The following is a 25,808-nucleotide window of genomic DNA, read 5'->3' on the forward strand; positions in this document are numbered from 1 at the left end:
GATGCTCTACGATCTTTCCTTGCACATGGGCTACTCCTACGACGCGATGGCGCACGGCGGACGCCATGTCATTCGCGTGCTGCCGCTTTCTATCCCAGGCCGGCAGCGGTTGGTCGCAGGATCGATTACGATTTCGCCGACACCGGACGAGCGGACGGTTTTTGAGGATTTTTTCCGCCAACCAGCAACATCCGTGCATGTCAGAGCCCCGCATGAAAAGCTGGATATCCGCATGCAGGCTCGCGTTATGGTCGAGTCGCCTGCGATGACCGCGGATTTCTCTCCACAGCTCTCGCGGCTGCCGCATGAGCTTGCCAATGTCTGGTCGGTGGACTTCCAGTCCCCGCACCACTTCGTTGGCACAAGCCCTCGGATCGGGGTCGATGCCGCAATCACTGCCTACGCCAAGGAATTGGTCAAACCCGGCATGACGATCCGGGAAATTGCCTTTGCCATGTGCAAACGCATTCACAAGGACTTCACCTACGATGGTGAGGCAACGACTGTCGACACCACGCCGTCAGAAGCCTTCAAGCTCAAGCGCGGTGTGTGTCAGGATTTTTCCCATATCATGATCCTGGCGCTTCGCAGCCTTGGCATACCGGCAGGTTACGTCAGTGGTTTCCTGCGCACCATACCGCCGCCGGGCAAGGAACGGCTGGAGGGTGCGGACGCCATGCATGCCTGGGTTCGCATTTGGTGCGGAGATGCGACAGGTTACATCGAGCTTGACCCGACCAATGACATTGTCGCCGGAAGCGACCATATCGTCGTTGGTTACGGACGCGACTATTCCGACGTTGCTCCTGTTATTGGCGTACTCAAAGGTTACGGAAACCAGCAGGCAAAACAGGCCGTCGACGTGATCCCCGTTCAGAATTGAGACGGCTGGATTTACTGGTGTAATACAGAGAGAATTCCTGCCGAATACTTCTAAAACTGACCCGATTTGATCACTCTGTAAAATTGCATGTTTTCGATTAGCGGTTTCTACATCGCTTGGGAGTTAGCTGCGCTCAATAGACCACTCAACTTGTGAGCGCGCCATGCCCCTGCCGTCAGTGACATCCCTGAAGCGCCGTTTTCTTGCCGACACGGCGGGCAACTTCGGCATCATGACGGCAATCTTGCTGCCTGTGCTTCTTGGTGTTGCAGGCGCAGGCATGGAACTGGCGAACGTCATGCAGGTGAAGGCAGATATTCAGAATACCGCCGATGCCGGAGCGCTGGCCGCCGTGACACAAGCGCGCCTGCGCGAAGGTGATATGGCCGATGAAGACATCAAGAAATTGGCCAAAGATTTCATCGTAGGCCAAATGGAAAATGATCTCACAGACGCGGAGAAAAAAGAGCTCGATAAAAACACGGTTGCGACCGTTTCCACAACTGACGGCACTCGCGGAAAAACCTATACCGTAACCACCACCATCACCCGTCAGATAAAGCTCAATCCGCTCCTCGGTTTTCTGGGTGCCAGCACGCTGAATGTTTCCGCCACAGGGACAGCGCAGGCGAGTGTGAACAAAGGCGCACCGATCTCCATGTATCTGGTTCTCGACCGTTCCGGCTCGATGTCGTTCAAGACCGATACGATCAATACCGCCAAAAAGTCATGCGCAAACTATACCGCGAGCAACTGGGGCCAGTCAGAAGCAAAGGCCACGTCCAGCCCGTGCTACGTCAACAAAATGGAATCCTTGAAAACGGCCGTGTCGTTCCTGGTGAGCGTCCTTAACAAGGCGGACCCCACATACACGGCCAACGGTTCCGAACTCGTAAGGACAGGTGCGATCGCCTACGAAGCCAGCCCATTTGCGGCCCAGTCAATGTCTTGGGGAACAAGCAGTGTCAACACCTATGTCGGCAAGATCCCTCAGTATCCAACAGGCGGTACCGACGCGACAAAGGCACTGACAACCGCCTATGATGCACTGAAAAAGTCCAATACCGCCGAGGCAAAACAGCATCAAGACAAGGGTAATGAGTCCTTCGAGCGCTACATCGTTCTTATGACGGACGGAGAGATGACGGGGAGCAGCGCAAGCTGGAACTACAGCATCGACCAGTCAGTTCGCAACACGTGCGACACAGCCAAGAAAGACGGGATCAAGATCTTCACCGTCGCCTTCATGGCACCTGACAAGGGCAAGTCACTCCTGCAATATTGCGCATCCAGCGCAGACAATTATTATGCCCCCGAAGACATGGACGGGATCGTGACGGCATTCGGCGAGATCGCTCGTAAGGCAGCCGGAAATATCGCAACGCTGACAAACTGATCAGCCGGCAAAGGCACACAGCAACCACGGAAACCCGTTCGTTTCCGTGGTTTTTCTTTGCCTTCTCCCTGTTTGGTCGGGTGACAGCCGGGGCGGCCCGTGGCATAGGGTTGCGCAAAGTTTATAGGCCAAGTCATGATCCGTATCGAAAACATCAGCAAGTCGAATAGCCACCGCATCCTCTATATCGAGGCGTCCGCCGCTCTCAACAAGGGTGAAAAGACCGGCCTCGTCGGACCGAATGGTGCCGGCAAAACCACCCTGTTCCGAATGATCACGGGCGAGGAACAGCCGGATGAAGGCCAGGTGGTTGTCGAAAAGGGCATGACCGTCGGTTACTTCAATCAGGACGTCGGTGAGATGTCTGGCCGCTCTGCGGTGGCCGAGGTGATGGAGGGTGCTGGCCCCATCAGCGAGGTTGCCGCCGAGTTACGGGAACTGGAAGCGGCCATGTCCGATCCTGACCGGATGGATGAAATGGACGCGATCATCGAGCGTTACGGCGAAGTACAGGCCCGCTACGAGGAACTCGACGGTTACGCCCTTGAGGGCCGTGCCCGTGAAGTTCTGGACGGATTGAGCTTCAGCCAGGAAATGATGGACGGCGACGTCGCCAAGCTCTCTGGTGGCTGGAAGATGCGTGTCGCCCTGGCGCGCATTCTTCTGATGCGCCCCGACGTCATGCTGCTTGACGAACCATCCAACCATCTGGATCTCGAAAGCCTGATCTGGCTGGAAAATTTCCTGCGCAACTACGACGGCGCTTTGCTGATGACCTCCCATGACCGGGAGTTCATGAACCGCATCGTCAACAAGATCATCGAAATCGACGCTGGCTCGCTGACGAGCTATTCGGGTGACTACGGCTTCTACGAACAGCAGCGTGCTCAGAACGAAAAGCAGCAACAGGCCCAGTTCGAGCGTCAGCAGGCAATGCTTGCCAAGGAAATCAAGTTCATCGAGCGCTTCAAGGCCCGGGCGTCCCATGCGGCGCAGGTGCAGAGCCGTGTCAAGAAACTCGAGAAAATTGACCGTGTCGAACCACCGAAGCGACGCCAGACCGTGGCGTTCGAATTCGCCCCCGCACCGCGTTCGGGTGAAGATGTCGTGGCATTGAAAAAGGTTAACAAGGCTTACGGCAGCCGAACCATCTACGACGGACTGGACTTCATGGTCCGGCGCAAGGAGCGCTGGTGCATCATGGGCGTCAACGGAGCCGGCAAATCCACATTGCTCAAACTTGTCACCGGCACGGCAACACCGGATACGGGTGTCGTGACACTCGGCGCAAGCGTGAAGCTTGGTTATTTCGCACAGCACGCTATGGACGTTCTGGAAGGCGACGCGACCATTCTCGAATGGCTGGAAGAACGCTTCCCGAAAGCCGGTCAGGCACCGTTGCGTGCTCTTGCCGGTTGTTTCGGCTTTTCCGGCGATGACGTGGAGAAACGCTGCCGGGTGCTATCGGGTGGTGAAAAAGCGCGGCTCGTCATGGCGGCCATGCTGTTCGACCCACCCAACTTCCTGGTCCTCGACGAACCAACGAACCACCTTGATCTCGACACCAAGGAAATGCTGATCAAGGCGCTTTCGGAATACGAGGGCACGATGCTGTTCGTCTCGCACGACCGTCATTTCCTCGCAGCCCTTTCCAATCGCGTACTGGAACTGACGCCTGACGGTATCCATCAATACGGTGGAGGCTATACGGAATATGTTGAACGCAGCGGCCATGAAGCGCCTGGCTTGAGAAGCTGATAGCGATCAGGCCGTAGGCTCTTTCTCTACGCGTGGTCCACAACCACAGGGCCTATGAATTTGCCTGGGTTCATGATGTTTTTCGGGTCGAGGGATTGCTTTGTCATCAGCATCAGATCGTGATCGACCGCATCGCGATAGTGAAGGATTGCTTCGCGTTTGACGCGGCCAAGCCCATGCTCCGCGGAAATCGTGCCGTCGAAACGATGGACGATATCGTGGATGAGCCCGGTAATTTCTTCTTCACGGGCATGGAATGCATCACCATCAGCACCTTGCGGCTGGACGATGCCGAAGTGGATGTTGCCATCTCCCATATGTCCGAAGGCAACCACGCGAACGCCTTCACACACCTGTTCGGCCACCGCGATCGACTCCTGCAGGAAGGCGGGGATCGCCGATAGTGGGACTGCGATGTCACAATGGATCGACGCTCCTTCGAGCACGTCGGCTTCCGCCAGGCCTTCGCGGATCGCCCAGAACGCCCGGCTTTGTTCCACCGAGGCCGCGAGCACGGCATCTGTTACAAGATCGGCCTCAAACGCTTGCTGCAGCGTATCTTCCATCGTTTCGCGCAAAGCAGAACCGCTGTCGCCGGATGACAGCTCGATCAGAACCTGCCAGTCGTGGATTTCGGCAAGCGGAAAGCGTGTCGCAGGAAAATGTTTCAATACGAGTTCAACGCCGGTTCGCGGCATCAGTTCGAAAGCCGTGACCTGATTGCCGGTTCTTTCCTTGTAACGCACAAGCAGTTCAAGGGCCGCTTCGACCGAGGAAACAGCACAGATTGCCGTCTCGATGGAAGCCGGGCGTGGAAACAGTTTCAAGACCGCCGCAGTAATGATGCCGAGCGTTCCCTCGCTGCCGATGAAAAGCTGTTTCAGATCGTAACCGGTATTATCCTTGCGTAGCCCGCGCAGGCCGTTCCAGATGCGACCGTCCGGCAAAACGACCTCGAGGCCAAGCACGAGATCGCGCGTATTGCCATATCGCAGCACGTTCGTTCCGCCCGCATTGGAGGCAATGTTGCCACCGATCTGGCAACTGCTTTCCGCTGCGAGCCGCAATGGGAACAGTCGGTCGACCTCTTCTGCCGCAGCCTGAACCGTGGCGAGTATGCAGCCCGCTTCGACCGTGATCGTGTCATTCAGTCGATCGACGGAGCGTATCTTGTTCATGCGCGACAGGTTGAGAACGATCTCGTTGCCGGTGGCGAACGGAACAGAGCCCCCGACCAGCGAGGTGTTGCCGCCTTGCGGCACGATGCCGATGCCGCTCTCGGCGCAAACCGAGACGATGGCTGACACCTCTTGCGTGCTGGCAGGTTTCAAAACGAGTGGCGTCACACCGCGATATAGCCGCAACCAGTCAACCGAGTGAGCCTCCAGCACATCGGGATCGGTGCTCCAGCCAGCAGGACCGACAATTGCCTTCAGACGCTCCATGACCTCATCCGAAAGGATGGCCTGTCCCATCTGATCTCCTGCCTGTTTCATCTCTCTAATCCCCGACAACCGATCACGCTTTTTCTCGAAGTGAATGCAAATCTAACAGGAAATGGGTGATGCAAAAATATGCAAGATTGGAAGTTTTTTTGCATTATTATGCAACAAACAATTTTACCGGTATCATCCATGAGCGCGTACCCTTTGTCTCCTGACGGTTCTTTCTGGTTTGTGAGCCTTTGTCTGCCGGATGTCGCATTCGCTATCCCCACCGACAAAGATTTCAGGCACATTTGTTGCATCCACGTCGAACGAAGGAATGAGGTGGTTCATGCAGCCGAAACTTAACAAACGCCGGAAATTGCTCGGGCGTGTCAGCGACACTGACATGCACCTCTTCCGTGTCTTCTGCACGGTTGCCGATTGCGGTGGTTTTTCTGCCGCGCAGGGACAGCTTGGTGTCGGACGATCGACAATCTCACGACAGATCTCCCATCTGGAAACACGGCTCGGATACATGCTCTGTTATCGCGGGCGCAGCGGTTTCGTATTGACCCAGCACGGCGAACAGGCGCTGGCGCTGATCCGTGCGTTTTTATCGACCACCGAGCAGTTCATGGCCGACATGGCCGCGATCAACGACGACTTTTCGGGCCGGATCAATCTGGCGATCATGGACTATAGTTTTTCGGATATCCGCAGCCCCGTATTGCCGGCCATTCGCGAATTCCGCACACTTGCGCCACGGGTCGAAATCAATCTGACGGTGGAATCTCCCGGAACGATCGAACGCGGCATTCTCGACGGCAGTTTTCACCTTGGTATCTTCCCGGCCTACCGGCATCTCGATGAACTGGTTTATTTTGATCTTTATGACGAGAAAGTTGCCCTTTACGCGGGGGTATCCCACCCGTTATTGGAAGCTTTGGACAAAGACCCGGATCTGTCGGTAGAGAAGATCACACGGCACGAGTTGGTATTTCGCGGTTATCTCGAGGGAGAAAAGCTTCTAAAGATCAAGCAGCAGTTTCGGCGCGGCCCGACGGTTTTTCAGACCGAGGCTGTAGCGGCACTGATCCAGGCAGGCGCTTATCTCGGTTTTCTGCCCAAACATGCTGCTAGCGAGGAGCTTGTCAGCATCAGGCCTGATATCTTCGAGTACTCGGCGCCGATCTGTGTGGCGGTCAGTCGCAGCCGGCGCGGTTCGGTGGTGACGAACGCCTTCCTAGAACGGCTGACGAACACTGTCACGGCACAGGCAAAGAAACGTTCTGTTGCACGCAAACGCACCGAACAATTCGATAACAGCGATTTATCGTGAGGCAAAATTTTGTTTCTCATAGCAGACCGGCGGAGACGAAGGAGATGACGACATTGAAGCAAGTCCCTCCCCTTGAGGTTCTCAACATTCGCAAATCCTTTGGCGATCTTGAGGTTCTTCGGGGCATCTCGCTGGCTGCACACAAGGGCGATATCATTTCCATCCTCGGTTCATCGGGGTCTGGAAAAAGCACGTTTCTCCGTTGCATCAATTTTCTGGAACATCCCTCCGAAGGCCAGATCATGGTCAACGACAGTGAAATCGCCCTGCGACGCAACCGCGAGGGGCAGCTTGAGCCAAGCGACACCAAGGAACTGACGGATCTGCGGACCCGCCTCGCCATGGTCTTTCAGAGCTTCAATCTTTGGCGCCATTTGACGGTGCTCGAAAATGTCACCATTGCCCAGATCCATGTGAAGGGCGCATCCAAGGCCGAAGCCGAGACCAAGGCAAAACATTTTCTCGATCGCGTCGGCATGTCCGCGCGTCTGAACTTCTATCCATCGCAGTTGTCTGGCGGGCAGAAACAGCGTGTCGCCATTGCCCGTGCGCTGGCGATGGACCCGGAAATCCTGCTTTTTGACGAACCAACGTCGGCACTTGACCCGGAGATGGTCGGAGACGTGCTGAAAGTGATGCGCGATCTGGCCGAGGAAGGCCGTACGATGCTGGTTGTTACACACGAGATGGCATTTGCCCGTGATGTGAGCACCCGTGTCATGTTCATGAATCAAGGGATGGCCGAAGCCGTCGCGCCGCCCAACGAAATGTTCCGCAACCCTGCGGACGTATCGGCCCGCTGGGCCGAGTTCATTGCCAGAATGTAAAAACAACACAGAGAGGAACGACTATGCACAAGGTATTTAAAGTTCTGGCCGCTTCGGCCGTTGCCGCCCTGCTTGCAGGTGGCGCAAGCGCCGAAGATCTGACAATCCGCTGGGGAACCGAGGCAGGCTACAAGCCTTTCATGTACAAGACCGAGGCCGGTGAACTGGCTGGCTTCGACTACGATATCGGCAACGCGATCTGCGAAGTCCTGAAAGCAAAGTGCACCTGGACCGAGCAGGACTGGGACGGTCTTATCCCCGCTTTGCAGTCCGGCAAATATGACGCGATCCTCGCGTCGATGTCGATCACCGAAGAGCGCAAGCGTGCCGTCGACTTCACCGGCAAATACTACAAGATCCCCTACCGCTTCGTTGCTCCGGCAAAGGCCGGCCTGACGCCTGAAACGCTCGACGGTAAAACCGTTGGCGTACAGAGCGGCACGGTAACGCAGGTATTCCTGGAAAAGACCATGCCTGGTGTCACCGTCAAAACCTATCCGACACAGGACGAAGTCTGGCTTGATCTGGCCGCCGGCCGTATCGATGCCGGCATGGCCAACATGGTGGTGGTACAGGATAGCTTCCTTGCAACGCCGCAGGGCAAGGACTTTGCCTTCTTTGGTCCGGAATACACCGAAGACAAGTATTTCGGCGAAGGCACGGGGATTGCGCTTCGCAAGAAGGACAGCAAGCTGCGCGACACCATCACCGGCGCGATCAAGACGATCCGCGAGAATGGCACTTACGCGAAGATCAACGCCAAGTATTTCCCGTTCGACGTCTACGGTAAATAATCCGCAGTGGCGCCGCCTTTGAAAAGGCGGCGCCTTCAGCCAAGGGGATGAAGTCGCGTGGATACCCTGTTCGCATATGGTCCGATGGTGCTTTCAGGTATCGGCCTGACAATCACGTTGTCGCTTGCTTCGCTGGTTCTGGCGGTTTTCTTCGGCCTGCTCGGCGCCTGGGCCAAGTTGTCGCGACATCGCTTGCCGAACATTCTCGGCAATGGTTACACGACACTCGTCCGCGGTATTCCCGACCTCGTTTTAATGCTGATCGTTTATTTCGGTGGTCAGACCCTCGTCAATTCGATCGGCGAAATGACCGGCTTGTGGGATTACATCGAGATCAGCCCTTTCATCGCCGGCACCGCGACCATCGGCTTCATTTTTGGCGCCTACATGACGGAAACGTTTCGAGGCAGCTATGCCGCACTGGACAAGGGTGAAATTGAAGCAGCACTTGCCTGCGGCATGCGACCGCTGACGTGGCTACGCCTGATTGTCTGGCCGCAATTCGTGCCCTTGGCTCTGCCCAGTTTCACCAACAACTGGCTGGTGCTTCTCAAGACAACGGCGCTGGTGTCGATCATCGGCCTACAGGATGTGATGTATAACGCCAATCAGGCTGGGCGCTCGTCCCACCAGCCATTCCTGTTCCTTCTCCTGGCCTTTGCCGTCTATCTCGGGCTGACATTCCTTTCCGATCTTGCCCTGCGGCAGCTTCGAAACCGCTACAAGCTTCAATAGGTGCTGCATGGACTTCGCGCTGATCTTCGAGAACTGGCCGCTTTTCGCCCATGGTTTGTGGGTCACCGTGTCTATGGTTGGGATTGCGCTCGCCCTTGGCGCAATTCTGGCGATCCCGCTCGCTCTCGCGCAAGCCTATAACGTTCCCTTCCTCGGGAAAGCCGCGGCAACCTATTCATACGTGTTTCGTGGAACGCCGCTTCTGGTGCAGCTCTATATTCTCTATTACGGCCTTGCCCAGTTTCAGGGCGTTCGTGAGTCAGCACTTTGGCTGTTGCTCGGCAACGCCTATACCTGCGCCATCGTCGGCTTCACGCTCAACAGTGCAGCCTATGTTGCAGAGATCTACCGAGGCGCACTCGTCAGTCTGGACAAAGGCGAACTGGAAGCGGCCGCTGCCTACGGTATGACGCGCGCTCAGGTGATCCGGCTGATCGCTCTCCCACAGGCATTTCGCCTGTCATTGCCAGCCTATTCCAATGAGGTGATTTTCCTCTTGCACGCAAGCGTAGTTGCTTCGACGATCACCATCGTCGACATTCTTGGGGCCGGACGCAAACTGAATTCGACCTATTACGTGGTCTACGAAGGCTTTCTCACGGCTGCTGCGCTTTACATGGTCGTCGTGCTGTTTATCACCATGGTTTTCAGGAAGAGCGAACGCAAATTTCTGGCGTTTCGTTGATACACTTGTGCCCCCTGCCTGTACGGCACCGGGACGCTGAAGGCGGCTGAGGAATTGGTATGGCCTTGGTCCAAGAACCGGACATATCTTACCGGCTTGGTGTGGCAGGCGCTGGTCCGCAGGTTTGCCGAACGACCAGATCGGCGGGAAGGATCTGGCTGTTTGCCGGCAGCGACGGTTCTTTTAGTCGTGCAATCATACGGCTTGCCGCCGCCCTGCCGATAAGCTCGGGGTGAGTTGCAACCGATGTCAGTTTCGGACGCCGGGCCTCACCATTCAGCACGTCATCGAAGCCGATCAGCGAATGGTCACGGCCGAGCGCGACCCCAAGATCGTAAAATCCGGCGGACAGGCCAAACGCGGTGATGTCATTGAAACAAAGCGTTGCTGTGGATGCCGGATAACACTTCATGAGCTCACTGGCGCATCCGGGAATCTCCGCAATCGATCCGGGGATACGGAAAATTGCCTCACCATCGAGCCCGTGCGAAGACATCGCGCTTTTGTAGGATGCGACACGCTCACGATAGGCCGAATGCTCGGCCCCCTGAACCGCCAGATTGATCGCGCGGTGTCCGAGTTTCACAAGATGATCGACGGCGAGCCGTACACCTTGCTGATAATCCACTCCGACATAATCGAGATTCCGGGTGACGTGTCGCAAGGTCTGGACGGCCGGCATTGATCCGAAACTACGACCTTCGTCCCAATCATTTGGCGTTTCGGCCGCCGGGCAGATGATCACACCGTCCACGCCATGTTCACGCATCCGCCGCATCAAGTCTGTCTGCCGGCCGCAATCATCCTGGCTGTTTGCCATCAGCACGGCGAGATGATGCTGGTCGAGGACCGCTTCAACACCCGCCAGAAATTCTGCGAAGAACGGGTTCGAAAGATTTGGCACGATGAGGCCGATAAGCCTGCTCTGTACGGAGCGTAGGCGCGCTGCTGTCAGATTGCGGACATAACCCAGTTTTTCGATGGCCGCTTCGACGCTTTCGCGCGTGGACTTCGAGACAAGCGGGCTCTGCCGAATAACCAGCGAGGCCGTTGCGCGCGAGACCCCGGCCTCCCTCGCCACATCAATCAAGGTCACCTGACGGTTCGAGCCATGGTCTTTCATGCGATCCAGCGTGTCTTGGACAACTTTAAGGTCAGTGCAGAACCGATCCTTACAGGACCACAAGCCGCACCGTCCAGACAGGTTTGGAGCAGTTCGGGATAGCCACCCGGAATCAAAAATGCTGCACTGCAAAATTTCTGAATTGACTTAGATCGATCTAAATAGCAAAAACAGTGCGTCATTTCGACCCTGGCGATCGTTGTCAACGCACCACGAGCCGAAATCAAAGTCCTGTTTTAAATTTCACTGCCCATGACGTGGCGGATCGAACCCGCACGTCCCTATGGAACTTGATATGGAAATTTTGTCCGACCCCACACCATCCACACAGGGAATTGGTGACCAGCCTGTCATCACCCGGCGTGCGCTGATGACCGCGACTGCCGCGCTTGTTCTGGCCATGACCACTGATCGGCAGAGCTTTGCTGACGATGCCAAAGCCAGCGTTTTTGCAAACTTCTATGCGGTCTCAAAAACGATTACCGGCAAGTCCGACCTGTCTTCCATCACTTCTGCGCGCATCTACGATGCTCTGCTGATTGATCATCCCGATCTGCCTTCCGCCATCGCTACACTGGGCATCTTGTCCGACCGCCATGTGACGGCGCTACAGTTGAAGGAGACGGCGACCGAGGCAGGTCAAGGCGATCTCCTTAGCACGATCCTGACTGCCTGGTACACAGGCACAATCGAAACGTCGAAAGGGCCGGTCGTCGTCGCTTACAAGGAAGCGCTGATGTACCGCCCCGTCGCGGATGGTCTGATCGTTCCAACCTACTGCAATAAGGGCCCGATGTGGTGGACAGGTCTGCCGCCACAGATCGCCCGCATGCCTATCAACAATCCGAAAGTTCTCTGACATGAAATCACCAGTGTTTTCCAATGGCGATGCCACGGCTGACGTGGTCATTGTCGGTTCGGGCGTTGTCGGCGCAATGATGGCCGATCAATTGGCGGGTGAGGGCAAATCGGTTCTGGTTCTCGACGCGGGATTGCGTATCCAGCGGGCTCAAGCGGTGGAGAACTGGCGCAACATGCCGTTCAAGAACCGCACCGGCTCTGATTTCCAGGGTCTCTATCCCCAGTCCAAGTGGGCGCCAGCCCCGCTCTACTGGCCGGAAAACAATTTCGTGGAATTGTCCGGCCCCGATGGCAAGGGGTTCAAACAGGGCTACCTGAAAACCGTCGGCGGCACGACCTGGCACTGGGCGGCATCGTCCTGGCGGCATCTGCCTGTCGATCTGAAAATGTATTCAGCCTACGGCGTGGGACGCGACTGGCCGATTTCCTACGACGAACTCGAGCCCTATTACTGTCGGGCGGAAGACACCATGGGGGTCGCGGGACCAAACGATCCAGCTTTGCAATCTCCCGCCGAGCGCAGCCGTCCCTATCCGATGGACATGGTGCCCTGGAGCTATGGCGACAAGCGGTTTGCCGAAGTCGTCAATCCGCACGGCTTCCGCTCGGTTCCTATCCCACAGGGACGCAGCACAAGACCCTGGAACGGTCGGCCGACCTGCTGCGGAAACAACAATTGCCAGCCCATCTGTCCCATCGGCGCGATGTATAACGGTATCCACTCGGTTGTTTCGGCCGAAGCCAAGGGTGCTGTCGTGCTGGCCGAATCCGTCGTCTACAAAATCGATACGGACGAGAACAATCGTATCACCGCCATCCACTGGTACGATAACGAGCATGTCTCCCACAAGGCCACCGGGCAAGCCTTCGTCATTGCCTGCAACTCGCTGGAGTCCCCACGTCTTCTCCTGGCGGCAGCCAACGACCGCAATCCCGCAGGCATCGCCAACTCTTCCGATCAGGTCGGTCGTAACATGATGGACCACTCGGGTTTCCACTGTTTCTTCCAGGCAGATGAACCCTTGTGGATCGGCCGTGGACCTGCGCAGAGTAGCTGTCTCGTCGGCCCGCGTGATGGTGAATTCCGGTCGGAATACTCCGCGAACAAGATGATCCTGAACAACATCACCCAGGTCACATCTGCGGCAACCGCCGCCTTGAAACAGGGATTGGTCGGCGATGAGCTAGACGCCGAGATCAGAAAGCGCGCAATCCACGGCGTCGATCTTTCGATCAGCCTCGAGCCTCTTCCAGAAGCGCATAACCGGGTCACTCTGAGCAAGACGCGCATGGACCCTCACGGCATACCCTGCCCCGATGTCTATTACGATGTCGGCGGTTATGTGCGTAAAGGCTATGACGCCGCCGTGACGCAACTCGAACAGATCGCCAGGCTTTTCAACGCCACCGACCTGCACATCACCACGTCACTCAACGCCAACAACCACATCATGGGCGGCTGTATCATGGGGGCAAACCCCAGGGATTCGGTCGTGGATGGCAACTGTCTTTCGCACGATCACAGCAACCTGTGGATCGCTGGCGGTTCCGCCATGCCGTCCGCCAGCGTGGTGAACAGCACACTGACCATGGCCGCGCTTGGCTTGAGGGCAGCCGACGACATTTCCCGCCGGATGGGAGCATGACCATGCGTGACGTCACCAAACGCACAATGCTCGTTTCCTCACTGCTCGGTATTGGGCTGGCGTTTTCTGCTCCCGCACAGGCGCAGGAACCGTCGGGCGACATGAAAGCTCTTATCGAGCAGGGCAAGATGGTCGCTATAGGCGCCGACTGCATGGCTTGCCACACGGTGCCAAACAAGGGCGCCCCCTTTGCCGGGGGATACGGCATCGTTTCGCCACTTGGAACCATCTTCTCCACCAACATTACGCCTTCGAAGACGGCGGGTATCGGAACCTATACGGAAAAAGACTTCGAACAGGCTGTCCGCAAGGGCATTCGTAAAGATGGCCAGCATCTCTATCCGGCCATGCCTTACGATGCCTATGCGGAAATGACCGACAAGGACATCCACGCCCTCTACACCTACTTCATGCAGGGTGTGGCGCCCGTCGACGGCAAGCCGAAAGATTACACTGCGCTGCCATTTCCCTTTAACCTGCGTTTTTCGATGGCATTCTGGAACCTGCTTTATGCCACGAAGACGCCATTCAGCGCCGATCCAGCCAGATCAGACGAACTCAATCGTGGCGCATATCTCGCCGGAGCGCTTGGCCATTGCAGTTCCTGCCACACTCCACGCGGACCGTTGATGGGCGAGAATGGTGGCGCGTTCCTGGCAGGTGGTTTCGTTGGGCCGTGGTATGCCCCTAACATAACCTCAGACCCGGTCAGCGGGATCGGTGGCTGGAGCAACGATGAACTCGTCGCATATTTCCGCACCGGCCACGCAGAAGGCAAGAACCAGGCAGCCGGTGGCATGGCGGAAGCGGTTCAAAACAGCTTGCAGCACCTGCCCGACAGCGATCTCAAAGCTTTGGCTGCCTATCTCAAGACGGTTCCCGCCATCCGCGATCCGCTCGAAACACAGCCTGCTCATGCGTTTTCGGGGACGGGCAGCGACGAGGACAAGATCCGCGGTCTCTATGCCCAAAACGAACACGACAGCCTGCGCAACGGCGAACAGATGTACAGCGGATATTGCGCAAGCTGCCACCAGCCGAATGGAGCAGGCAGCGAAAACCAGGCTTATCCCTCGTTGTTTCACAACACGGCAACCGGATCGATCGAGCCCGCCAACCTTGTTGCCACAATCCTTTATGGGGTCGAGCGGACAACGGGCCATCATGAGGTGTTGATGCCAGGGTTTGGCAAGCAGTCCTACGTCGATCCGTTGAGCGATCAGGACATTGCCGACGTCTCGAACTATGTTCTGACCAAATTCGGCAACCCGGGTGCACATGTCTCGCCGGCGGATGTTGCAACCGCACGTGCCGGTGGCCCTGTCCCGCTTCTGGCAAAAGCGCAGCCGTTCATGTTGCCTGCAGCGCTCCTCGGTCTTGTCGCGGCAATGATTGTTGCCGGTTACGTCGTCACCAGATCAAGGTCACGGCAGACGCATTAATTCTGACGTGACCCGGCTTTTTGTCGGGTCACGCAACCGCTTGCAGCAATTCAGACGCCGCAGGATTTAAGGCTCCGCTCTCTCAACCGGCAAGCGCGTCAGCACCACGAGATTATTTGTCTTGAAAACGGTGGCCGCTTCGGCCTCGAAAACCTGCTGTGTCAAACGCCCAGGCAGATCTTTCATGCGCGTGAGATAACCGGCGTTGTCGTACCGGCGATAACTCAGCGCCAGCCGTCGCAGCCATGTATTGGGATCATCAAGCCGGCTGCCTTCGGCAAAGTCGATGTCGGCACGGATACGATCAATATCGACGCCCCGAACAATCTCTGGCATGCGATCCAGTACCCCGATGGCAGCATCTTTAAGCTCCTGCGCCCTCTCAGGCGCGCAGTAGAATGACAGCGTACCGATAGCCCGATTGCTTCCCGCATCCAGTTCAAGCTCGAACTGCAGGGTATAGATGCCACCCAGCTTGTAGCGCAGTTCGTTTTTCAGCGCCTGCTGAGCAACGGGGTTAAGCGCCGAAATGAGGAAACTTGTTTCCGGCGTCCAGTTCATGGGCGTGAAGAACGACAATTGCACGCGAGCACGGTCGCCGTCGCCATCCTCCACGGTCGCCGCGTGAAGTCCCTCACGCTGCAATGCAGGCGCCGTTTTGAGAACTGCCTGGCGGGACACGGCGCCAATGGTTTTGGCAAAGCCGTCGCGAATATTGTCATCGGGAGCAGTCCCTACGGCAAACCATGTGACAGGCTGGGCGAAGAGTTTTGAAGCGGACGCTTGCAGCTCACCAACGGTCAGTGACGCCGGCGTACGCTCGGGTTGCCCGAGGCCATAAAGAAGTTGCGCATAGTCATCGCCCTGATCAGCACTTGCGGCACTAAGACGATGAAACTCCGCGACAGCTTCCGGACGGACGGTCCCGAAAGCAATGTCCTGGGCATAACGTTCGAGAAGAGCGGGAAGACGTTCCGGTGTAGCGGCAACTGCCGCATCAAGCACATTGGCCTTCAGAGCATAACTCCAGCGGCTGCCGCCGGGCTGCGCTTCTGTCCAGCGATCGAATTCCTCCTGCGTCCAGAAGCGAAAACCGCTCTGCGCCCACAGTTGCACCGCCACCTGCGAAAGTGTGCTACCGAGCTCCACGTTGCGAAAACCCGGTGACGACTGACCGGAAAGATAAATCTTGCCATCCGGTGTATCACGTACCAGCCAGACGACCCGATCACCATTTGAAAGTGTCCACTCCCGGATGTCTGGGTTTTCGAGGTTGCGTAATTCTGCCAGCGAGCCCGTTTGTGGAACAGTCGCATCGGCGGGCCACGAAGGGACAGGGATCTCGGCAACCTGTTTCGGATTGGAGAGCGGCGGCAGATCTGGCAGCTTCGGCAAAGCCGCAAGGTGGTCACGGATCGCCATCACGTCGGCAACGGACGGCAGAGAAACACTGACGCCGCCCGGAGCCTGATAAAAAAGCACCTGATCCGGAGACGACAACATCTCCTGCATACGGGCCTCAAGGTCTTCAAGCGTTATGCGGTCGAGAAGAACACGGGTGCGCTCTGCTCTTTTGGCGGGATCGTCGACCACCGAGCCTGTCAGTACCGCTGAAGCAATACGATCTTCCCATTCGGCAAAAGTGCGGCCTTCGGCAGCTTTGATATTGGTGTCATTGATGCGCCGCGCAGAGGCCATCAGCCGGTCGAAGGCTGGCTTGGCAATTCCCTCACGCCTGACACGCTCAATAGCCTCAAGCAGAACAGGCAGAGCAGCAGCGTGATTGATGCCAGACGCGTTGAAGGCAAGGATCAGCCGGTGTTCCGTGGTCTCCTGGGCCACGAAACCAAGCCTGTCGACCGAGTTTTCATAGTGCGGTGCCTGCGCCTGGATGGCATCTCGGATCAGACGCGTGAGAAAATACTTCTGCAGATAGGCAAGCTGTCCCGCTTCACTCGTCCGATCAGGCATGGCCAGGCGAAACGCATAGGTCGTCTGGGATGACGTGCCTGCCGGGTCCTGCACAAGCCCGGTGCTGAGACCCGCCTTTAACGGCAGGTCGAGATAGGACCGGTCCGGTCTTGCACGCTTGGGAGCGGAACCGAATGCCGCCTTGATCGCAGCTTCCGCACTGGCCTTGTCGATGCGGCCAGAGACGACAAGGGTCATGTTCGAGGCCCTGTAAAAGCGATCGTAGAAAGCGCGGATATCCTCGATCGAGGCATTTTCGATGGTTTCACGCGTACCGATTGTCGAGCGATCGACATAACGGGAACCGACGCGCAAGGCCGCCTTTTTCTGGCGACTGATACGATCGGCCGTTTTGTTGCCCTGCCGCAACTCCTCAAGGATCACGAACCGTTCCTTCGCCCAGTCCTCCTGTCGCAACTGCGCGCCGAAGACCGTATCGGAAGCGAGCTTCAATGCGCCTGAGAGATCGAGAGCATCATTGGGGCGCGTACGGATCATATATTGCGTTTCGCTTTCACGCGTCACGGCATTGATCTGCAAACCCTGTCGCCAGCCGATCTGCTGGATGTAACGATGAATGCCTTCAGGATAGGTTTCGTTCGACTGGAACACCATGTGCTCCAGAATGTGGGCGATACCGCTCGGCTCTTCTTCATCCACCGATCCGGCGTGAACAATCAGCCGGATATTGAACGGATCTGTCGCCTTGCCACTATCATAGAGGACATAGGCAAGACCGTTATCGAGCGTTCCACGGGTAAGGCGCGGGTCCCACTCCGCCTCGCCAGCATGGGCCAGCGAAGCCACGAGCATAACGATAGCAGCGACAAATCGCGAAAGCACAACCATCATCAGAACGTCGCCTTGGCGCCAACCCAGACGGTTCTGCCGACCAGCCAGGGCCGGGTCGCAGATGCAGTCGCGTTACCGGTCTCGTCGAAAACATTGTCGACACGGACATTTAGGGTCAGGCCAGCCTCATCCTTTTTATAAATCTGGTAGCTGGCGGACAAATCCACGGTCAGGAGTGGATCAAAGTCGAAATCCTCATAAATTTCATGGCTTCTTCCGTCGATGACAATATTTTCGTCGGTATACTTTGCTCCGGTATATCCAACATTGTAGTTGGCGTTCACATCAAGCTTCAAAGTGTCATCGAACCAACTGCTGGATAACCCTGCCTGAAATCGCAGAGGGATGTCCATATTTCCGGTTACAACGTTGAATCCGGATTTGGTATATGACTGGCCATGATAGTAGATGTACTCATCCTCTAGGGAGTCTTCATAGTAACTGTTATTGGAGACTTCCCGACGAGACCAAGTGACCGAGGCATTTAAGAGCAGTTGATCAAGGCCACTCACAGCCGTCACGTCAAGTTCCTTCGAATATTCAGCAGTGACTGATTGATAGGCGCCGTGGGCGTCATTCGTCAGCACGTAGTTACTGCCAGTCTTCTCCGAAGCGTATTGATCTTTCGAGCGACGATCCAAGAAACGCAAGCGCCACTGGCCGTCAAACAATGGTTCGATTCCAGATATTCCTAGTGACAATTCGTCCGTGTAGGGGGTTTTGAGATCGGATGCGCTATTGAGGAAGTAACCTGTGGAACGACCAGCTGCGAAATCGCTTACAACACCTGTACTAGTAGCTGTACGACTAAAGTTCTCTGGTCTGGGTACTCCATCGCGAATTGCGAAAGCCAAACTCTGGGCGCTGTGATAACGGTTAGCGCCAAGTGAAATGGTAAAGTCTTCCCATGGTGTGATGTTAGTAACCACACGCGGCGCAACATTCAGGTTCTGCATGTAGTCATCATAGGTCGCCCGCACTCCGGCTCGGACGTTGAACCAATCCCAAGTCTGCTCCAACTCCGCGTAGGTGTCGAATTGATTGAGATGAGCGTGAATATCAAAGGCCTTGTAGATCGATTTGCTCTTCGCGAACATTTCCGAATTGCACTCGTCAGCCGTGTTGCACGTGTATTCGCTGAAGCTCGTGATACCGGCTATCGTCGTATAGGATGTATAGTAAGTTACATCCTCCGGTCTGCGCCGGTAGGCATCAGTGTAGGTATATTCCGCCCCGAGCCGGAACGAGCCCTGCCATATGTCACCGGTCACGTCCTGCGACCAGCTTATTTGCTCCTGCCCAAGCTCTCTGTCACCATTGGCACCATCATAGCAAAGCGTGGCAATCGTCTGCGTCGGATCGGTGCGGCACCAATCAGAAAGCGAAGTGGCATTCCAATAGACGGCTCTGCTCTTGACTGCCGACTGCGTGAAAGCTCTGGCGACGTTGCCATTCACGTCATTGATTGTGCTGGATTGACCATAGGTCAGCTTCGAATCCAGCTTGACGTTTGAAAGCGTTACGCCCCCGAGTGAGAAATCAGCAAACTCGTAATTGTGCTCAAGTTTGCTATTCAGGCCACGTGCAGCTTGATTGATCTGCATATTGCGCCAACGCGCATTCTCCCAGATCTGATCGTAATGGGTATAAACTCCTTCCAGAGTAAAATCGCCGAAATCGGTGTCCGCCTTGACCTGGCCCCGATAGAAATCGTTTTTCGACTCCTCTGTAACGCGACGTTTTTCGGTGTAGCGATAATCCTTGTCTTTTGATGTAACCGCGCTCTGGGTACTGTATTGTCCGAGGATCGAGATATTGTCGGTAACTGGCCCCGACAGAGAGACCGAGGACCTTCGCTTTATATATTCAGGTTCTACAACACCGTTGGGATTAAGACCATTTTCCGTGCCCACGTGATAACCGGTCCAGCGACTTGTGGAAAAATCGGTACTGGCGTTTCCTTTCCATCGATCCTTCGCGGCCTCCTGCATTTTGTAAGAAACAACACCGCCCTGAAAATTACCGTAACGCGCCGACGCATTGCTATCGATCACAGTGGTGCTTTCAAGAAAATCAGTCGGCACGTAAATGGACTGCGAGTGAAGACCATAAACGCGGTTGACGTCAGCAGGCGTCAAACTGTCTTCAACATCAGTGTCATCATCACTGTCTGCCGTCCCAGTCACCGTATTGATCGGCATTCCCTCGAGAATGAAGTTGTTCTCGTAGACACGCGCACCGGAGATCGAGACTTCGCGTGGTCTCAGATCGATCAAGTCCTGATCGGAAACGCCTGCGTCGTCATCGATATCGTTCTGGTACTGCACGTTCGGCAGATTGCGCAAAATGTCGTTGGCGTCGTTTCCTGCCGAGCGCGCGACGATCTGGCCTCCGGAAATTGTCGTTGTGCCGGTATCGGAAAGGCTGCTGGTGCCAAGAGAGACGCCTCTGTTACCGCCAGCAACCGAGATCGTATCGAGAACGGTGGTGTCGCCACCTTCGGCGGCGGCAGCGGCTTTTGCATCCACCAACGTCACCGTCTGCGGGCCGGTGATGCGAACGGCAATACCGGTCCCCGCCAGCATTGCTTGCAGAGCGGCTTGCGGCGCAAGGCGTCCTGATACCGGCCTGGACTGCAGATTGCCGACGAGTGCTGCAGGGTAACCAACCTGCCAGCCGGTCGTGCGAATGAATGCCTTAATAGCACCGGCAAGCGGCTGCGCCGGAATGGAGAAGGAAACGCTCTGCGCCGTCGCTTCAGCGGGCACCGTCGTCTGCGCCAGGGAGGGCGAAGCCAGAACCAGCATCAATGCCGAGGATGCCAACCAGACCGCAAACTTTACGACCGGTTTTTTTCCGCCAGCGCCACGATGACCGCCGGCGACCTGCCCCGCATACAATGCCATTTCCATCTCCTGAACGCCTCTCATCCTCCATCATGGAAGACGAGCCACTAATCGATTCCGCTGAGCCCCCTCGGCTCGGCGACGGCCTGCTGCACTGCAACAGGCCCTCAGTAGCGTTCGACGTTCGACGCGAACAAATCTCACAAAAAAAGTTGAGTTTTTATCGAATGATTATGTAACCGCCGGGAACAACAGTGATTTTTCCACCGGCAGCGGTGGTTAAACTGTCGATTGCGGCCTCGGCGGAATCGATCCTGTAGTCGCCGCTGACGGCAACGTTCAGAAGTGCGCGGTTCAGAACGAAGATACGGCCATCGAAATAACGGCCGACTTCTTCGAGCGCCTTGGAGAGCGGCTGCGCCTCGATGACGACACGCCCGTTCAGCCAACCGAAATTTTCATCGGAGTTGAACGGAGCGACTGAAGAGAGGGATTTTTCCGACGCAACGACCATTTCGCCTGGCGACAGATGCGCAACAGGGATGTCTTTGCGCTCATGCACGGCATCAACCGCACCACGTTGCAAAGAGACCGTATCGGTATCGTCTTCTGTGCGAACACCGAACGCGGTGCCTTTGACACGCACTTCGCTATAGGCTGCAGCAACATGGAAGGGGTGCTCGGCATCATGCACAACATCGAACCAGGCCTCCCCCTGCAGAAGCCGCACACCGCGCTGCCCCTCGGTAAAATCCAGAGCCACGGCGCTGTGTGTATTGAGGATCATCCGCGAGCCATCCGGCAAAGCAATTTCGCGGCGCTCACCCGTAGACGTGGTGTAGTCCGCCAGCATCCGCGGCAGATAGTTCGATATCACATGAGACGCGCCAGCAACGAGGACGAGCGACGCAGCAGCAGCCATGGCAAAAGATCGGAACGACCACCGGCGGCGCTTCTTCTCTCTCATTTCGTCGAATGAAACGGGTTGCTGGCTGAGGTGAACTTCCAGTTCCTGTGCGGCGACCAGCGTTTCAGGCGAAGCCCACAAGCCATGGATCTCATTCCAGGCCTTCTGATGGGAGGGCGCGGCGGCGAGCCAGACATCAAATTCGCTGCGTGTGGTCTTATCCACATGGCCAGCCGCTTCCAGCCGCACCAGCCAGTCCAGCGCCGCATCGACTGCCGGATCGGGATGCAGGAAAGTTTCCGATCCGCTCTGCTCTCCTGTGCCTTCACGCATCAAAACCGTCCGCTTTTCCCGTTTTCGCGCGACCATATGAACAGTGACGTTCGAGCAGGGCATATCTCACAAAAAAACTTCGCAGACATTGCTCAGAAAAATTTTTCTCGAGAAAAAGCTGATGAAATCTCATGGGGCATCCATTTTGGTGCGCAAGTCGTAAAGCAATGCCATTACCATCTTGATATCGTTGAAAACCGTATTTGGCGAAACGCCGAGATGTGCGGCGATACGGGGATAGGGCCATCCTTCGACACGGCTGAGTACCCAGACCTTCTGAGCGCGTGGCGGCAATTTTTGCAAGGCTTCGCCGACAATGCGCAGGTTGTCTTTCTGGATTGCCTGCTCTTCTGCCGAAGGCGCGGTGTCGGCCACCTCACTCCCCTGGCTTTCGACCGCATCGAGTGTCTCGGTGCCAGCCCGAACTTTTTTCCAACGGATATAATCGAAAGCGAGATTGCGCGCGGTCTGCCAAAGAAAGGCTTCCATGCGCTGCGGCTTTGCCGTTTCCACCGCCCGGCGGGCACGCACATAGGCCTCCTGCGTCAACTCTTCGGCAGTGGCAGGGTCGCGTACAATCCGCAGAACCGCCTGAAAAAGGGATGAGCGCATAGCCGGAAAAGCCGCATCAAGGCGCGCAATATCGCTGTCCATGATCAGAGAATGCTTTCGGAAGCGGTCACAAGGTATCCGGCAAGAATAGTTGAGTTAAAAAGTCTTGTTTCGTTAGCGTGTCATTTGGAGGTTTGCAATCGCCGAAACGGCGACTTGAAGAATCGCTCGCAACCGGTGCTAGAAGCAATTCGTCTTTATCGCAATATTCAAGGTTTGAATGAGGCTGCTCCTCCGCTAGTCCCAGCGCACTGCCTTTATAAGATCGATAAAGCTGCGCAGTTTCGCCGGTATATTGCGACGCCCGGGATAATACAGGCAGAGGCCTGGATAAGGCGGCGTCCATTCCGCCAGAACCTGTTCAAGGCGACCACTGGCGACATCGTCGGCAACCTGCCATTCGTTGAGATAGGCAAGCCCGGCCCCTTCTCTCGCCGCGCGCAGCATCAGGTCACTTTCATCGAGCGTCAATTTTCCAGGCACATCCATGGTGAAGCTCTCTCCCCGGCGCTCAAACTCCCAGCCATAGATTGCACCGCTGGCCATGCGCGCACGAATACATTGATGGCTCTGCAGATCGGCTGGCATTTTGGGCTTGCCGAAATGCCGAAAATACTCGGGCGAGCCAACGATTGCCGGCCGCACACTCCCGCTGATCGGGACAACAATCATATCCGGCGGCACCGCCTCACGAATACGAATGCCGGCATCGAAACCCTGGGCGTTGATGTCGACCAGCGCACCTTCCGTGACGATCTCTACCGCCATCTGCGGATGAAGACGCATGTACTCCAGTACCACTGGCGCCAGAACCATACGGATCGCTCCAATGGAACTGTTGATCCGCAAGGTGCCTGTCGGCTCAGCCCTGTGCTCGTCGACATGCTCGACAGCGTTGCGGATGGCCGCCAGCGCCGGCACGATCTCCGCGACGAACTGCTCGCCAGCGGCTGAAAGCACGACACTGCGCGTCGAACGGTTGAACAGCCGCACGCCCATCCTTGTTTCCAGTGTCGCGATCTGCTGGCTGAGCGCCGAGGACGAAATGCCAAGTTCTCGTGCTGCAGATCGGAAACCACCTTGGGCCGCCACCGCCACAACGGCTTGCAGTTCGGCCAGAGAGCCTCGCATCATTGTCCACATTTCCTTATCACACCGCGCATCTTTGGATAGCTTATCAGGACATCATCGAAATGCCAGATATGACGCATCACCTCAAAGGAGACAGACATGCGCCACATCGACAAAGTCTACATAGACGGCCAGTTCGTCACGCCCCACGGCACGCAAACCGCAGACCTTCATAACCCATCGACTGAAGAGAAAATCGGCACTGTTCGCCTCGGCGATATCGAGGACGCGCAGGCGGCAATCGCCGCTGCCAAGCGTGCGTTCCCTGCCTTTTCAAGAACGACAAAGGCAGAGCGTATCGAGATGCTGAAGACGCTGAGTTCGGTTGTGTCGGCGCGAATTCCGGAGCTGACCGAGGCCATGGCGACCGAATACGGCGCGCCGCAAACGTTTACCCGCTTTGCCATTCCGCATGCGGCAACGACCTTTCTCGATATGGCGAAGGCGCTTCAAAGCTACGATTTCGATCGCCAGTCTGGCCAGACGAGGGTTCGGATGCAGCCAATCGGTGTCGTTGCAGCAATCACGCCCTGGAACAGCAACATCGGTTTCATTGCCTCAAAGCTCGCCACATCGATTGCCGCCGGCACGACCATCGTCATCAAACCCAGCGAGATGAGCGCCATCCAGACACAGGCACTGCTTGAATGTCTTCACGAAGCCGGGTTGCCGAAGGGTGTATTCAACGTCGTCAACGGCCTTGGCGATGTAGTCGGCGCCGAATTCTCGCGCCATCCGGATGTTGCCAAGGTGACGTTCACGGGCTCGACCAGGGTCGGAAAGGAAATCCTGCGTGCTGGTGCGGAAAGCCTCAAGCGCGTCACCCTGGAACTCGGCGGCAAAGGCCCGAACATCATTCTGGATGATGCCGATCTCGACACGGTCATCCCGACCGTTTTGCGCATGGGCTTCATGAACAGCGGACAGGCCTGCGTAGCCGGCACCCGAATCCTTGCCCCCGCACAACGTATGGAAGACATTCTGATGCGGCTGAAGATGAGCGCTGCGCAGTTCAAGGCGGGAGATCCTGCCGACCCGCAGGTGATGGTCGGACCAATGGTCAGCCAGAAACAATACGACCGGGTACAGTCCTATATTGATGTCGGACTTCAGGAAGGTGCCGCGTTACTGACCGGCGGCCTTGGCCGGCCGCAGGGTCTGAACAAAGGCTGGTTCACACAACCGACGATCTTCTTCAACGTCAACAATGAGATGCGTATTGCGCGCGAGGAAATCTTCGGGCCTGTTCTCTCGGTCATCGCCTATCACGACGAGGAAGAGGCGATCGCCATCGCCAACGATACCCCCTATGGACTGCAATCTTATCTTCACGGCACAGACATGGCGCACATGCAGTCGTTGGCCGAACGGCTCGATACCGGTCGCGTGGTGATAAACGGCGCACCGCACGACCCGGCGGCACCATTCGGCGGGTTCAAGCAATCGGGTATTGGTCGGGAGTACGGGGTGTTTGGACTTGAGGCTTACCTGGAAGCCAAAGCCATTCTGGCGTGAACAGCAAAAAGAAATGGCTCTTGCGGCAAAGCAAGAGCCATCTTTCGTTCGGGGTTAGTAGGCCATTGCCAGGCTATAGAGGCCGGCGAATGGAGACGGTTCTGCCGAGGCGGTGTCGTAGATGCATGGAACTGCAAAGATCGACGCGATCAAGACGAGGATGACTGGCATCCGCATGGAAGCCTCCTGTTCAGACCAGATTGAGTTCAACGTTGATGTTGCCGCGTGTCGCCTTGGAATAGGGGCAATTCTGATGGGCTTCCTCGACGAGTGTGCGGGCAAGTTCCGGCTCCAAACCCGGCAGGCTGACATTCAAACGCGCCTGCAGGAAGTAGGCGCCCTCAGTTGTCCCGAGATCGACTTCGGCATCCACCGCTGTCCCTTCAGGCAAACGCAGCTTGCGCTTGCCTGCAGCAAGCCCCATTGCGCCAATGAAGCAAGCCGACCAGCCGGCCGCGAACAACTGCTCAGGATTGGTACCCGGCTGCGCAGACCCCGGAGGTGACAACTTGACCTCAAGCTGCGCATCGTCGCTGCGGGCAAGGCCATCGCGTCCACCCGTGGTGTGGGTCTTGCCGGTGTAGAGAACCTTTTCGATCTTGGTCATGGAACACTCCTTTGTAACTGACGAGGGTGTTCTGACGGATCGGCGTATCGCGCATGTTTCAGGAAACAACTGAAGTGTAACAGACTGTAGGAAACTGCCGCCAAGCGGCGGCAATCTT

General features: G+C 56.6%; 21 protein-coding genes. 12 read left to right on the forward strand and 9 right to left on the reverse strand.

Annotated features, from left to right (window positions below; genetic code table 11):
• Position 1: 1 nt before the first annotated feature.
• The 3 genes from ACIQT8_RS08690 (at position 2) to ACIQT8_RS08700 (ending at position 4,037) form a co-directional block, all read left to right on the forward strand.
• The gene (locus tag ACIQT8_RS08690) at positions 2–883 is read left to right on the forward strand and encodes a transglutaminase domain-containing protein (protein ID WP_400964746.1); all 882 of its coding nucleotides are present in this window, start codon (positions 2–4) and stop codon (positions 881–883) included.
• Positions 884–1,046: 163 nt separating this feature from the next.
• Complete coding sequence (locus ACIQT8_RS08695) at positions 1,047–2,279, forward strand: TadE/TadG family type IV pilus assembly protein (protein WP_178340666.1); 1,233 nt, start codon at positions 1,047–1,049, stop codon at positions 2,277–2,279.
• 135 nt (positions 2,280–2,414) lie between these two features.
• Complete coding sequence (locus ACIQT8_RS08700; protein WP_262527563.1) at positions 2,415–4,037, forward strand: ABC-F family ATP-binding cassette domain-containing protein; 1,623 nt, start codon at positions 2,415–2,417, stop codon at positions 4,035–4,037.
• Positions 4,038–4,063: 26 nt separating this feature from the next.
• On the opposite strand, the gene ACIQT8_RS08705 is transcribed toward ACIQT8_RS08700, so the two are convergent.
• Positions 4,064–5,533 (reverse strand): FAD-binding oxidoreductase, encoded by a 1,470-nt coding sequence (locus ACIQT8_RS08705; RefSeq protein WP_400964747.1) that lies wholly within the window; start codon positions 5,531–5,533, stop codon positions 4,064–4,066.
• Positions 5,534–5,813: 280 nt separating this feature from the next.
• On the opposite strand from ACIQT8_RS08705, the gene ACIQT8_RS08710 reads away from it, so the two are divergent.
• Genes ACIQT8_RS08710 through ACIQT8_RS08730 form a run of 5 tightly spaced genes read left to right on the forward strand, consistent with a single transcriptional unit; the run spans position 5,814 to position 9,844 of the window.
• Positions 5,814–6,803, forward strand: coding sequence for a LysR family transcriptional regulator (locus ACIQT8_RS08710; protein ID WP_400964748.1), 990 nt, complete (start codon positions 5,814–5,816; stop codon positions 6,801–6,803).
• 44 nt (positions 6,804–6,847) lie between these two features.
• Positions 6,848–7,630 carry an ABC transporter ATP-binding protein gene (locus ACIQT8_RS08715; protein WP_400964749.1) on the forward strand — a complete coding sequence of 261 codons (783 nt, stop codon included), beginning with the start codon at positions 6,848–6,850 and terminating at the stop codon, positions 7,628–7,630.
• 23 nt (positions 7,631–7,653) lie between these two features.
• Positions 7,654–8,424 carry a lysine/arginine/ornithine ABC transporter substrate-binding protein gene (locus tag ACIQT8_RS08720; protein ID WP_400964750.1) on the forward strand — a complete coding sequence of 257 codons (771 nt, stop codon included), beginning with the start codon at positions 7,654–7,656 and terminating at the stop codon, positions 8,422–8,424.
• 57 nt (positions 8,425–8,481) lie between these two features.
• Positions 8,482–9,159 carry an ABC transporter permease gene (locus ACIQT8_RS08725; protein ID WP_400964751.1) on the forward strand — a complete coding sequence of 226 codons (678 nt, stop codon included), beginning with the start codon at positions 8,482–8,484 and terminating at the stop codon, positions 9,157–9,159.
• Positions 9,160–9,166: 7 nt separating this feature from the next.
• Positions 9,167–9,844 carry an ABC transporter permease gene (locus ACIQT8_RS08730; RefSeq protein WP_400964752.1) on the forward strand — a complete coding sequence of 226 codons (678 nt, stop codon included), beginning with the start codon at positions 9,167–9,169 and terminating at the stop codon, positions 9,842–9,844.
• Positions 9,845–9,932: 88 nt separating this feature from the next.
• Here the strand turns inward: ACIQT8_RS08730 and ACIQT8_RS08735 are convergent, their stop codons facing one another.
• Positions 9,933–10,967 carry a LacI family DNA-binding transcriptional regulator gene (locus ACIQT8_RS08735; RefSeq protein ID WP_400964753.1) on the reverse strand — a complete coding sequence of 345 codons (1,035 nt, stop codon included), beginning with the start codon at positions 10,965–10,967 and terminating at the stop codon, positions 9,933–9,935.
• Between the two features lie 295 nt (positions 10,968–11,262).
• Between ACIQT8_RS08735 and ACIQT8_RS08740 the strand changes: the two genes are divergently transcribed.
• From ACIQT8_RS08740 to ACIQT8_RS08750, 3 genes are read left to right on the forward strand one after another with little or no spacing between them, the layout of a single operon-like run.
• On the forward strand, positions 11,263–11,826 hold the full coding sequence (locus ACIQT8_RS08740; protein ID WP_400964754.1) for a sugar dehydrogenase complex small subunit: 564 nt from the start codon (positions 11,263–11,265) through the stop codon (positions 11,824–11,826).
• A gap of 1 nt (position 11,827) precedes the next feature.
• Complete coding sequence (locus tag ACIQT8_RS08745; protein WP_400964755.1) at positions 11,828–13,474, forward strand: GMC family oxidoreductase; 1,647 nt, start codon at positions 11,828–11,830, stop codon at positions 13,472–13,474.
• A 2-nt stretch (positions 13,475–13,476) separates the two neighbouring features.
• A complete protein-coding gene (locus ACIQT8_RS08750; protein WP_400964756.1) occupies positions 13,477–14,916 on the forward strand; it encodes a c-type cytochrome in 1,440 nt (479 codons plus the stop codon).
• 66 nt (positions 14,917–14,982) lie between these two features.
• Here the strand turns inward: ACIQT8_RS08750 and ACIQT8_RS08755 are convergent, their stop codons facing one another.
• From ACIQT8_RS08755 to ACIQT8_RS08775, 5 genes are all read right to left on the reverse strand, one after another.
• Positions 14,983–17,739 (reverse strand): insulinase family protein, encoded by a 2,757-nt coding sequence (locus ACIQT8_RS08755; protein ID WP_400964757.1) that lies wholly within the window; start codon positions 17,737–17,739, stop codon positions 14,983–14,985.
• A complete protein-coding gene (locus ACIQT8_RS08760) occupies positions 17,739–20,645 on the reverse strand; it encodes a secretin and TonB N-terminal domain-containing protein (RefSeq protein ID WP_400964758.1) in 2,907 nt (968 codons plus the stop codon). Before ACIQT8_RS08760 ends, ACIQT8_RS08755 begins: the two co-directional genes overlap by 1 nt.
• Positions 20,646–20,805: 160 nt before the next feature.
• Positions 20,806–21,825 carry a FecR family protein gene (locus ACIQT8_RS08765; protein WP_400964759.1) on the reverse strand — a complete coding sequence of 340 codons (1,020 nt, stop codon included), beginning with the start codon at positions 21,823–21,825 and terminating at the stop codon, positions 20,806–20,808.
• 129 nt (positions 21,826–21,954) lie between these two features.
• On the reverse strand, positions 21,955–22,479 hold the full coding sequence (locus tag ACIQT8_RS08770; protein WP_400964760.1) for an RNA polymerase sigma factor: 525 nt from the start codon (positions 22,477–22,479) through the stop codon (positions 21,955–21,957).
• A 195-nt stretch (positions 22,480–22,674) separates the two neighbouring features.
• Positions 22,675–23,568 (reverse strand): LysR family transcriptional regulator, encoded by an 894-nt coding sequence (locus ACIQT8_RS08775; RefSeq protein ID WP_400964856.1) that lies wholly within the window; start codon positions 23,566–23,568, stop codon positions 22,675–22,677.
• A 99-nt stretch (positions 23,569–23,667) separates the two neighbouring features.
• Here ACIQT8_RS08775 and ACIQT8_RS08780 point away from each other — a divergent pair, with 99 nt between their 5' ends.
• The gene (locus ACIQT8_RS08780) at positions 23,668–25,083 is read left to right on the forward strand and encodes an aldehyde dehydrogenase family protein (RefSeq protein WP_400964761.1); all 1,416 of its coding nucleotides are present in this window, start codon (positions 23,668–23,670) and stop codon (positions 25,081–25,083) included.
• A gap of 54 nt (positions 25,084–25,137) precedes the next feature.
• Here ACIQT8_RS08780 and ACIQT8_RS08785 read toward each other — a convergent pair whose 3' ends face one another.
• Both ACIQT8_RS08785 and ACIQT8_RS08790 read right to left on the reverse strand, forming a co-directional pair.
• On the reverse strand, positions 25,138–25,260 hold the full coding sequence (locus ACIQT8_RS08785; RefSeq protein ID WP_286086202.1) for a hypothetical protein: 123 nt from the start codon (positions 25,258–25,260) through the stop codon (positions 25,138–25,140).
• Positions 25,261–25,273: 13 nt separating this feature from the next.
• Positions 25,274–25,690: an organic hydroperoxide resistance protein gene (locus ACIQT8_RS08790; RefSeq protein WP_400964762.1), complete on the reverse strand. Its 417-nt coding sequence runs from the start codon at positions 25,688–25,690 to the stop codon at positions 25,274–25,276.
• Positions 25,691–25,808: the final 118 nt, after the last annotated feature.

Origin of the sequence: Agrobacterium sp. NPDC090273, assembly GCF_044772305.1 — a bacterium.
Lineage (GTDB): Bacteria > Pseudomonadota > Alphaproteobacteria > Rhizobiales > Rhizobiaceae > Agrobacterium.